General features: G+C 36.9%; 10 protein-coding genes and 1 pseudogene. 5 read left to right on the top strand and 6 right to left on the bottom strand.

Annotated elements, in window-relative coordinates; genetic code table 11:
- Nucleotides 1–123: 123 nt before the first annotated feature.
- Nucleotides 124–843, bottom strand: coding sequence for a bifunctional dihydropteridine reductase/dihydrofolate reductase TmpR (gene tmpR, locus F6K40_RS35875; protein ID WP_293143632.1), 720 nt, complete (start codon nucleotides 841–843; stop codon nucleotides 124–126).
- A gap of 272 nt (nucleotides 844–1115) precedes the next feature.
- Entirely contained in the window at nucleotides 1116–1634 is a 519-nt protein-coding gene (gene folK / locus F6K40_RS35870) for a 2-amino-4-hydroxy-6-hydroxymethyldihydropteridine diphosphokinase (RefSeq protein WP_293143629.1), read from the bottom strand.
- Nucleotides 1635–1921: 287 nt separating this feature from the next.
- On the opposite strand from folK, the gene F6K40_RS35865 reads away from it, so the two are divergent.
- The 5 genes and pseudogenes from F6K40_RS35865 to F6K40_RS35845 all read left to right on the top strand — a co-directional run bounded on the left by F6K40_RS35865 (nucleotide 1922) and on the right by F6K40_RS35845 (nucleotide 4649).
- Nucleotides 1922–2080, top strand: coding sequence for a hypothetical protein (locus F6K40_RS35865; RefSeq protein ID WP_293143626.1), 159 nt, complete (start codon nucleotides 1922–1924; stop codon nucleotides 2078–2080).
- A gap of 150 nt (nucleotides 2081–2230) precedes the next feature.
- Nucleotides 2231–2470 carry a DUF1688 family protein gene (locus F6K40_RS35860; protein WP_365673959.1) on the top strand — a complete coding sequence of 80 codons (240 nt, stop codon included), beginning with the start codon at nucleotides 2231–2233 and terminating at the stop codon, nucleotides 2468–2470.
- A 111-nt stretch (nucleotides 2471–2581) separates the two neighbouring features.
- Nucleotides 2582–2668 (top strand): annotated as a pseudogene (locus F6K40_RS35855) (DUF1688 family protein); the annotation flags it as partial.
- 9 nt (nucleotides 2669–2677) lie between these two features.
- The gene (folB, locus tag F6K40_RS35850; protein ID WP_293143623.1) at nucleotides 2678–3052 is read left to right on the top strand and encodes a dihydroneopterin aldolase; all 375 of its coding nucleotides are present in this window, start codon (nucleotides 2678–2680) and stop codon (nucleotides 3050–3052) included.
- Between the two features lie 985 nt (nucleotides 3053–4037).
- A complete protein-coding gene (locus F6K40_RS35845; protein WP_293143620.1) occupies nucleotides 4038–4649 on the top strand; it encodes a class I SAM-dependent methyltransferase in 612 nt (203 codons plus the stop codon).
- A gap of 269 nt (nucleotides 4650–4918) precedes the next feature.
- On the opposite strand, the gene F6K40_RS35840 is transcribed toward F6K40_RS35845, so the two are convergent.
- From F6K40_RS35840 to zwf, 4 genes are all read right to left on the bottom strand, one after another.
- On the bottom strand, nucleotides 4919–5131 hold the full coding sequence (locus tag F6K40_RS35840) for a hypothetical protein (RefSeq protein WP_293143617.1): 213 nt from the start codon (nucleotides 5129–5131) through the stop codon (nucleotides 4919–4921).
- A 45-nt stretch (nucleotides 5132–5176) separates the two neighbouring features.
- The gene (locus tag F6K40_RS35835) at nucleotides 5177–5770 is read right to left on the bottom strand and encodes a hypothetical protein (protein ID WP_293143614.1); all 594 of its coding nucleotides are present in this window, start codon (nucleotides 5768–5770) and stop codon (nucleotides 5177–5179) included.
- Nucleotides 5771–6248: 478 nt separating this feature from the next.
- Complete coding sequence (gene opcA / locus F6K40_RS35830; RefSeq protein WP_293143611.1) at nucleotides 6249–7574, bottom strand: glucose-6-phosphate dehydrogenase assembly protein OpcA; 1326 nt, start codon at nucleotides 7572–7574, stop codon at nucleotides 6249–6251.
- Nucleotides 7575–7958: 384 nt separating this feature from the next.
- A complete protein-coding gene (zwf, locus tag F6K40_RS35825; RefSeq protein WP_293143608.1) occupies nucleotides 7959–9488 on the bottom strand; it encodes a glucose-6-phosphate dehydrogenase in 1530 nt (509 codons plus the stop codon).
- Between the last annotated feature and the right edge of the window lie 684 nt (nucleotides 9489–10172).

The raw sequence follows: 10172 nt of genomic DNA, 5'->3' as shown, positions 1-10172 counted from the left end.
CTCCCCACCCTCCCCACACTTCCCACACCCCCCACACTTCCCACACTTCCCACACTTCCCACACCTCCCACACTCCCCACACCTCCCACACTTCCCACACTCCCCACACTCTCTCTACCATTACTATAATCTCCAACCCCCTGCTACTTCCAAAACTTGTCCAGTAATGTACTCTGACTCAGGACTAACAAAGAAAGCAACTACATGACTTATTTCTTTCAAAGTTGCAGCACGTTTAGTTGGGAGTATAGGGATCGTTTCCTCTAAACCAATGGTATTTTCTGCTGCTCCTGGGGCAACTACATTGACAGTAATTTTGTCCTTAATTAATTCTTGAGCTAGGGACTTACTATAGATTATGATACCAGTCTTGGCAATTCTATAGGCTGTTTGTTTGTCATCTGCTTTAAGATGTTGGGCACTTGCGAAACTAAAGTTGACAATACGTCCCCAACCTGCTGCTTTAAGGTAAGGAATTGTTGTTTGAGTAACATAGAAGGTGGAGTTTAAATTTGAATCAAGCATTTCATGCCACTCTTGTATAGATATTTGGCTAGTTGTTTTTTCCAGAAAGTTTCCTACATTATTAACTACTACTGATAACCCTCCAAGTTTTTCCGCTGCATTTTCTACTAAAGATTTAGCTTGCTCTGGTTTAGTAACATCTGCTTGTAGAGCTACAGATTTTACTCCATAAGTGGCTGCTTCTTGACTTGCTTGGTTGGCTGCCTCTGCACTGCGGTTATAATGAAATGCTATATCAAATCCTTTACTTGCTAAGTCGAGAGCGATCGCCCTACCTATTCCCACTGCTGAACCTGTTACAAGTGCTTTTTTAATCATTATTTAAATTGCTATTTTTACTTGCCAGTTTAACTTTCCTGGCGAGAAGTCCCGCGCTCTCCCGCAGGGGAGCGTCGTATGGGAAAGCCAAGGCCAGGATTCGGATACCTTCATAAGTTAAAGGTTCATATGCCCAAGACACTTTTAGGAGCATTTTGTTATTATCAATGTCAACACAGGGGGAGGACATCACCTCTGTCATGCGCAGCGGTCAGGGTTTCCCAGACGCTCAGAATCCCGATTAGTCCCGTAAGGGCAGCGTCGGGAGTATGTCAAAGCTTAGATACTCCTGAACATTCTACCTCTTCTAGAAGTTTAGCGATCGCTTTTCCCGAAACTGGATCTATCCAATCAGGGGCTATTTCTGCTAGGGGGACAAGTACAAAAGCTCTTTCTCTCATTCGGGGATGGGGTATTTGCAGATTAGGAGTATCTAATATTAAGTCATCATATAGAATTAAGTCTAAATCCAAAGTTCTAGGTCCCCAATGTTCTAAACGTATCCGCTTAAATTGTTGTTCAGTCTCTAAGAGAATTTCTAACAATTTATGGGGGGTTAATTCTACTTTTAATAATGCACAACCATTGATATAATCTGGCTGCGGTGGACCACCTATTGGTTTAGTTCTATACCAGTTAGAATAAGTAATTAAGTTTATACCAGGAATTTCATCTAAAGTTTGAATTGCGTTTTTGAGGGTATCGAGAGATTCTCCTAAATTGCTACCCATACCAATAGCTGCATTTCCCTGATTTTTTTCTGAGTTGTTTAAGTTAATAGAATTAGACATTGTTAGAGCGATCGCTTATAATTTTTCGATTCTGATTTGTTGATGGAATTTTCTTGATAAAATATTATCTACGAATAGTATCCCACATAAATATATCTTTTCACATCTGTAATCTGGAATCAAATATTTATAACGTCTTAGTTTATATACTGATAATTCCAAAGTAATCCTATCTTTTCTCTTGCTTTACAAGACCAACTCAATAATTTTCGAGTTGATTTAACCCAACTGGACAAATCTGCTAATTATGTCATTGATACTATTTACCAACAGTACCGATACTATGAGTGCTAACAAATGTTAACAATGCACAGCAATATCGCCGGCTTCGGGGGTATCTCCCAAAATCTACAAGAAAACCTGTAGATGCTTTGTACGGACGTTGCATAACAAAAATGCGAACGTCCCTTTATCGTCTTGGTTATCGACGTTCGCAGAAGTTTTAATTACTTGACCATGCTAGGGGTAACTTATCAGGATAGCGGTTACATAGTGGCCTGGCGCAAGCACCACAAACTACTCTGTCTGCTGGTGATTATAGCACAATCTATGCAACTAGATCGATCAATGTATATGATGTATATGAATTTATGTGAATAAATATTAGCAAATCAACAATAGTTAATCAACCCTTTCATAAATTATCTCAATGGTTGACCTATTCACTACTCGAACTATTACAAGAATTGGGTTTAAAAATAATCGGATTAGATGATTTAACTGGGTTAGCAGAATATCGGAATGGCGGTTTATTTATAGATATGGAATTAATAAAAGTGAAAAATCCCTTAATTTTACAGCAGCAACATTTACCAAATTCCGAAATTATTGTATAATGGATAGCCTTAACTATTAGTCTTTTAGAGAAAATTGCTGGAGTTATTCGAGAAAAACTTAACTTAACTGCCTCAGAATTACCATTAGTAAAAGTTTGACAAGGTGGCACCTGGACAGCAGGAAGAAAAATAGTAAGAGAATTAAGAAAAGATGGTACGCCTCCGATTAAAATAAAAAGTGATGGAACTATTTTTTAATTAGTTATTATGGACTCAATCTCAATTACTGGAATTCGCTGCTACGGATACATCGGATTTTTTCCAGAAGAGAAAGTATTAGGTCAATGGTTTGAAGTAGATTTAATTTTAGGATTAGATTTGACTGCTGCTAGTAAAAGTGATGCCTTAGAAGATACTGTAGATTATGGCAAAATCGTTAATATTGTCCAAGAACTGGTGAAAAATTCTGAGTTTGCTTTATTAGAAAAAGTAGCGGATGTAATTGCTAGGGCTATTTTAGAAGAGTCATTAGTACAAAATGTTAAGGTTAGTTTGACGAAGTTAGCTGCTCCTATCCCTGATTTTGGGGGTAGAGTTACCATTGAAATGACTAGAGCAAAGGAGGCATTAGTGTATAACTAAATTGCTAACAAATGTTGAATTTATAGCATTTTTCCATAAGGTTAAATATAGAGTTTTTTGTATAATTAGGAAATAGAATCAGAGGCTATTTATCAACTTAATATTAAGTTGATATCTCTCTGGTTGAAAAAGCTGAATAATCTTCAGTAATTAATAATTAACAACGCCGTGTAAAATTTTTTCCAACTGAGGAAATTTAGGGAGTTTTGAGAAATAAATTTTCAGCTATAGACTCAAAAAAGCTGATTATTCCCTAGAAAGTTGCACATCGCGTAATTCGTGTAATTAATGATTAATAATTACTTTTCCCTAAAATAGAGAAGATTCACTGAAAGAAAAAAAATCTTTTTTGCTCCTTTAAAAATACAGCTTTTCATCTGAATTATTTAGATCAGCAAACCTCTATAATTAATAATTGGGTAATTATTAATTTGAGCAAAAAATCAGGTTTAAAACCTCCCCTTTTAAGGGGATAAAAAAATCAACCTCAATATTTCAATCCCAAAGGTTTCCTAGGTCATGCTGCGCAAACAGCTAGAGTTACTGATAACTGATAACTAATAACTGAAATGATCTAACTCCCTAAAACTATCAATAATATCATGTCCGCTGGTATTGTTGGTGTAAACTCAAGGGTGAATTTTACCGGAAATTTAAGTTTTTTTTCTGGCTCTTAAGTATTCCTGCCAGTTAAATGTTCCCTCCTCCCTCCTCCCTCCTCCCTGTTCCCAGTTAAGTGTTCCCTGTTCCCTACCTTTGCTATACAATACCGATGCTACCGGACATGATATAACTGATATAGCATTACGCATTAAGGTTAGGAAATTTATAAATCCTGTTTGCGGAGCATTTCCCTATAAGAAAAACCCTTTGAAACTCTATTATTCCCTATTCCCTCTCTTGGTGCGCGTTCCCTTGCGTCTATCGCCGACGCGGGGTCGCACCGCTATTCCCTATTCACGCTTCGCGTAGCACTATAACTGAAATGACAAATAATACTTCTCTTAAACAAACATTTTTTGACCGTTGGGCACCAAGTTACGATTGGTTATTTCCATCTGTAGTTTATCAAGCGATACATCAAAGGTTGCTGGAATATGTAAATTTACCAACTTCAGCAAATGTATTAGATTTAGGTTGTGGTACAGGAAAACTGCTCAATCGTCTTGCTGTTAATTTTCCTAATCTTCAAGGTACTGGTTTAGACTTATCTTCAGAAATGATCAGTCAAGCAAATAGTCGAAATCGTTATCCACAACGTTTAATATTTGTATCAGGAAATGCTGAAGAAATGCCTTTGGAAAATGACGTATTTGATGCTGTTTTTAATACAATTAGTTTTTTACATTATCCAGATCCTCCGCAAGTATTAAATGAAGTGAATAGAGTGTTACGCCCTGGTGGATATTTTTATTTAGTTGATTCTTATTTTAAATGGCAAGATGAATTTCAGTATTTAAGTATTTCTCCAGGGGGTTTAAACCTCTACAGTCCAATAGCTCGTGAAAAATTGGGTAAAGAAGCTGGCTTAAATTTACAAGCTAATTATTATTTATTAGGAGCAGTATTACTAACAATTTTTACTAAACAATTGTAAGATTATATTTTTCTAATTTTATACCAATTTAGGATTACTATATATCAACCTATTATTAAGTAATCGTGCTTTTAGAAATTTCTTAGTTAACGAAGGGAATACTTAACTGGGAGTTAATAGAATGTGCAATTAATACCTGCTTATAAACTTATTAGCTATTAGATATCTCCAAAAATCAAAAATAAAATTAATTATTATCCACAAATTATCAATTACTGTTCTCTGTTCCCTGTTCCCTATTCTCTCTTTTCTGGAGATGTCTATTAGTTTTAATAATTATTGCTCTGCTGATTAAATATTAAAGCATTTACATATAAAGGTTTTAGCCATTTTAAGTAGTGAAAAAGTATCAATTTTTCGGTGAAAAGAGCTGCATATAGTGAGGAATTTGGGATAACGCGAGGCAGAAAAATCAAGGAAAAATTATTTCTCCTACTTTCCCACACCTCCCACACTTCCCACACTTCCCACACTTCCCACACTTCCCAACCTTCTCACACTTTGCTTTTTTCAGCAAGTCCTAATTTTCAATCCCACCAAGCACGTAAATAGTTAGGTTCTATATCTAATTCATCTGGTTCATTAACAAATTCTTGAAAGTCAAAAATTAATTCTGTAGAGCAAATTCCCTGATAAAATAAACCATCAATACTAACTCGATAATCTGAACGTTCTGGACTAATCACATAACCTTCAAAAATAAACTCAAAACCTTTATTCCCTTGTCTTTGTGCAAAGTCAAATAAATCCCTAATTGTTGGAGAAAAATTCTGTGTATCTGCTGGATTTGCAAAACCCTGACTAATAAGTTGCTCTAATTTTTCTCTAGTCAAATCATGGAAACTTCGCGCTCCACCCATGTAGTCATCCCATGCCAGAGGAATACCAAAAATAATTCTGTCCCTAGTCTCACTATCAAAATTATAGGTAAAACTGGAATTATTGTATAAACAAGGAGAATCTAAAAAATTGTTGTCTTGAGTAAGTTGTCTATTAACTCTGATGTCTTCTGGTTTTATTCCTTGATTCAGGAAATAAAGTCTCATAGCTTCTCTTCTATTTAGGGGAGAATTATCTAGACATTCTGACAGGTTAGGGCAATTATAGATGATTCCTGTCATAGCCTGACAATCAAGTTGCATTGGACAGAACATAGCTTTTTTGGAGGATGATAGATGATAAATTCTTTTTAATTCTATCATTTAGAGGGAACAGGGAATAGGGAACAGGGAACAGGTGGGAATAATTGAGAATTTATCCATAGGAATTGATTTTATTTAGAGGGAACAGGGAACAGGGAACAGGGGAGAGTAATAGGGGAGAGTAATAGGGAAATAATCGCTCCTTTCTTGAGTAAAATTGATTTAATTTTTGATTATTGGAGATGTCTAACCTCGGAAAGTGGTAAAAATAACTAGAGAAATTATAGGTGTTACTTAACAATAAAATTACGTCAATAAATCGTATTTTAGAAATATAAAATTCAAGTATAATAAAGTTTTTGATAACTGATATAATGAATGTAGAGAAATTCCATGGAACATCTCTACATTTTTTTGTGAAAAATATTAATTTTGGGAGATATTTATATTGCCAAAATTAACGCAATTTGAGAATTTCAGCAGTTATAGACAAACTCTCCTCATACAAAACATCTCTTCCCCAACGTTGTAATTGTTGAGCCATCAAATATTCCGCTTTCTGATCGCTTAAAGCACTAACTTGCTCTGTACGACAAGACTGGGCACTACCACCCGCTTCTAATCGCATACAACCAGTACTTTCAGAACACAAAATAGTACAACAACCTGCATTGGGATTACTTGACGAATCCAAACGCACACCCACTAAATCTCCAGGAATTTCACCATAGTCAGCAGTAGGAATTGCTGCCAACTCAGCTAAAACTTCCTTATCGTTAGGACTGGTAAACTTGATATGAGTAATATCATAATCACCACCAGTCTCAGTATATGCGATGGGTCGCCAATCAAGACGACTAGCAAACCAACCCAAGAACATTAATGCTTGAGATACATTACCTTTTTCATAGTCAAGAGTAATAGTATCAATCTCACTTAGAGCAGCACGACGCTCTGGTGGATCAAAAGTTGCAGCACTTAACTCTTGCCATGCAGAGAGACGATGCCAATTTAAGTCAGCAATATAGGTTTGATTTTCAATCAAATCCTGCATTTTAAGAAATTCTGATTCTGGATCGCTAAAATAAGATGAATCCACAATAATACAGTTGCTATGTTCGCATAGATTACGGAAAAGTTCTTGTTCTGGGTTGGGAGTAGCTTTCCACCAAACAAACTTGGGCAAATCAGGAACCATCAATGAAGTCACTATATCACTTACCCGTTCTAGTGCTTCTTTAGTTCCGCGTAGGGTAATGTATTCACAACAAATTAGTGAAGACTGCTTTTTCTGCACTGGACAATAAGCAGAAACTTGAGCTGTTACTCCTGTATCTTCTCCAAAAGTAGGGCATAATGTAATAACCCGACAGGGATTTTGATCTGCGATAACTTCACTGACACTAAATCCCCTGACATCCATATTGGAGAATTGCCGTTCTTGTGGTGATTTGGCTGCCCACTCTGAACGTAACTTGCTGAGGGTTTCGGAGTCTACTCTACCTGTGATTGGTAATTCATAAGTTTTTTGAGCTTCCTTAATAGCTTCACGAGCTGCTGTTCCATTAATACCATCTATTTCACCCTTGTAAAATCCTAAACCAGCCAAAACTTGCTGGAATTCTTCGGGTTCATATATGACCATACTGAAAGTAGCTGCTCTGGTAGCAATTGAAGTGGCTTTACCTCCACTTTGACTGAGCCAGATTTTATTCAGTTCTGCCTCAATTTCACTCAGAGAGATATCTTTTGGTTGTTGTAAGGTAACAAGTGTTGTAGTCATTTTTTTCAGTTATCAGTTATAAGTTAAGGGAGTAGGGAGTAGGAAAGAAAAAAGCCATTATCATTCAGGACTTAAATATTTGTGGAATAGGCATCTTGCCTGTTCCGGATAAACCGGGTTTATTAAGGAAATGTGGAATAGGCATCTTGCCCGTTCCTTAATATTTGTGGAATAGGCATCTTGCCTGTTCCCACTTAATATTCATCCCTTAATTCAGCAATGCCTGGTTTGAACAACAATCCAGCAGGGCAATAAACCCGGTTTCTTGTTTGGTTTACCTAAGTCCCACTCCAAAGCAAGTGGATTTGATATGAAACCCAATTTTCCAGTCAAAAGTTGAAAGCATATACTTAACTTTAAACTTTTGAATTTTGAATTTTGAATTTACAATCTGCGCCAACGACGACCATCTCGGTTGAGCAATAACTCAGATTCAACTGGTCCCCAAGAACCTGCTTCATACAAAGGTATTACCTCTGGTGGAGCAGGAGCATCCCAGATACCTAGTATTGGTGTTAATGCTCGCCAAGATGCTTCTACTTCATCGCCACGAGTAAACAGCGTTTGGTCTGCTAACATACAGTCAACCAATAAACGACTGTAAGCATCTGTACTAGGTTTACCAAAAGCAGTATCGTAACGGAAATCCATATCTACTGAGCGAGTTCGCAGGGAACTACCTGGTGTTTTGACTTCAAAACGCATCGATATCCCTTCATTGGGTTGGATGCGCAATGCCAATACATTAGGATTAGCTTGTTTAGCTGCGGACTGGAACATCAAAAATGGTACTTCTTTAAACTGAATTGCAATTTCTGAGACTTTTTTTGGCATTCGTTTGCCAGTCCGCAAATAAAAAGGTACTCCTTTCCAACGCCAATTATCAATATTGAGTTTCAGTGCGGCATAAGTAGGTGTTGTCGAGTTAGGATCTGCTCCTCCTTCTTCCCTATAAGCAGGCACACTTTTACCTTTCATCCAACCATTTGTATACTGACCGCGAGTTGCCGAATATTCTAATCGTTCTAAATCTGCTAGACGAGTTGCCTGAACTACTTTTACTTTCTCGTTGCGAATGCTGTCAGCATCTAGGGAATTAGGAGGTTCCATTGCTGTGAGGGAGAATAATTGCATCAGGTGGTTTTGTACCATATCCCGCAGTGCACCTGATGTTTCATAATATCCAGCACGTCCTTCTAACCCTACTGTTTCTGCAACAGTGATTTGCACGTTATCAACAAATTGACGATTCCATAGAGGTTCAAAAATGGCATTGGCAAATCTAAATACCATTAAGTTTTGAACTGTTTCCTTTCCTAGATAGTGATCGATGCGATATATTTGCTCTTCGGGGCAAACTTGACGCACAATTTTATTGAGTACCTGAGCTGAACTGAGGTCTCTACCAAAGGGTTTTTCAATTACTAATCTGTGCTTTTTGGGGTCATCTAACATTCCTGCTGCCCCTAACTGTTGAGTAGCTTCTCCAAAATATCGGGGAGCTACAGACAAGTAAAATACCCGATTACCTCGCGTACCCCTCTCTTCATCCAGTTGACTCAAAAGTTCTTTGAGTTTTTGATAATCTTCTGGTTTATCTATGTTACCAGGGCAATAAAAAATCCCCTTGGCAAAATCATTCCAGAGTTCTTCAGATTGTAAACCACCACCAAAGTCTTCTACACCAGTCCGCATTTGTTCGCGGAAGTAATCATGGCTCCATTCTCTACGTGCTACTCCCACTATTGTTAGTTCGGGGGGAAGTCTTCGTTCTAGCTTCATTTGATATAATGCTGGAACGAGTTTCCTTTGAGTTAAGTCACCGGATGCACCAAAAATAATCAGAATTTGTGGTTCTGGAACCCGGTCTTGTTGTAATCCAACCCGCAGTGGATTTTCTAATACTGCTACCATCTATATTTTACTCCTTCTAATTAGTTACTTGTAGAAGCTCTTTTGTTTTTGCATAACTGTGCTTTTGATCTAATTAAATCACAATTAGCTTATGACTTATTTATTACTAAATTATCTGATAATTCAGCCTATTTAACTACATTATTAATTCCTATTTTTAGTCATTAGACATCTCCAGAAAAGAGGGAATAGGGAATAGGGTAAAATAATTAATGGTTGATGTACAATAATTGATTTGATTTTTTATTGTTGGAGATGTCTATTAGTTAAACGGTAACTTTTTTCACATTTTGGCTGTCGTTGACATAAAAATGGCTGATGACATCAGATTTAATTATCCTCAAACAGGTGCGAATTTTTTGATTTTTTCTTCTAGAGATTTGATTAGAGAAGTAAAGGGTTTGATAAATTTATCAATTCCTTCTGTTAGAAGTTGGTTCATCACCCCCTCGATATTGATATTAGACTTCTTGCAGAAGTCAGGGAATAGGGAATAGGGGGTGAAAATTGTTTACTTCATCTCTTAAAAGGTTTTTTATTTCTAGCAAATGATTAGTTGTGCAACATTTAACCTACTCAAAGCTATTCACCTTGAATCTGTATAGCATCACCAGTTAAAGTGATGGCTGTTGCCGGCAAAGCTCGCAACATAATATTACGAGCGCCGTTCCAATCCCTATGGGC

Source organism: Okeania sp. SIO3I5, from assembly GCF_010672085.1.
Lineage (GTDB): Bacteria > Cyanobacteriota > Cyanobacteriia > Cyanobacteriales > Microcoleaceae > Trichodesmium.
This window is presented reverse-complemented; position numbering and strand designations above follow the sequence as displayed.

Excerpts from the sequence above, each read along its gene's own strand:
- tmpR (WP_293143632.1), bottom strand. The coding sequence starts at position 843 with ATGATTAAAAAAGCACTTGTAACAGGTTCAGCAGTGGGAATAGGTAGG.
- F6K40_RS35835 (WP_293143614.1), bottom strand. The coding sequence starts at position 5,770 with ATGACAGGAATCATCTATAATTGCCCTAACCTGTCAGAATGTCTAGAT.
- F6K40_RS35845 (WP_293143620.1), top strand. The coding sequence starts at position 4,038 with ATGACAAATAATACTTCTCTTAAACAAACATTTTTTGACCGTTGGGCA.
- opcA (WP_293143611.1), bottom strand. The coding sequence starts at position 7,574 with ATGACTACAACACTTGTTACCTTACAACAACCAAAAGATATCTCTCTG.
- folB (WP_293143623.1), top strand. The coding sequence starts at position 2,678 with ATGGACTCAATCTCAATTACTGGAATTCGCTGCTACGGATACATCGGA.
- folK (WP_293143629.1), bottom strand. The coding sequence starts at position 1,634 with ATGTCTAATTCTATTAACTTAAACAACTCAGAAAAAAATCAGGGAAAT.
- zwf (WP_293143608.1), bottom strand. The coding sequence starts at position 9,488 with ATGGTAGCAGTATTAGAAAATCCACTGCGGGTTGGATTACAACAAGAC.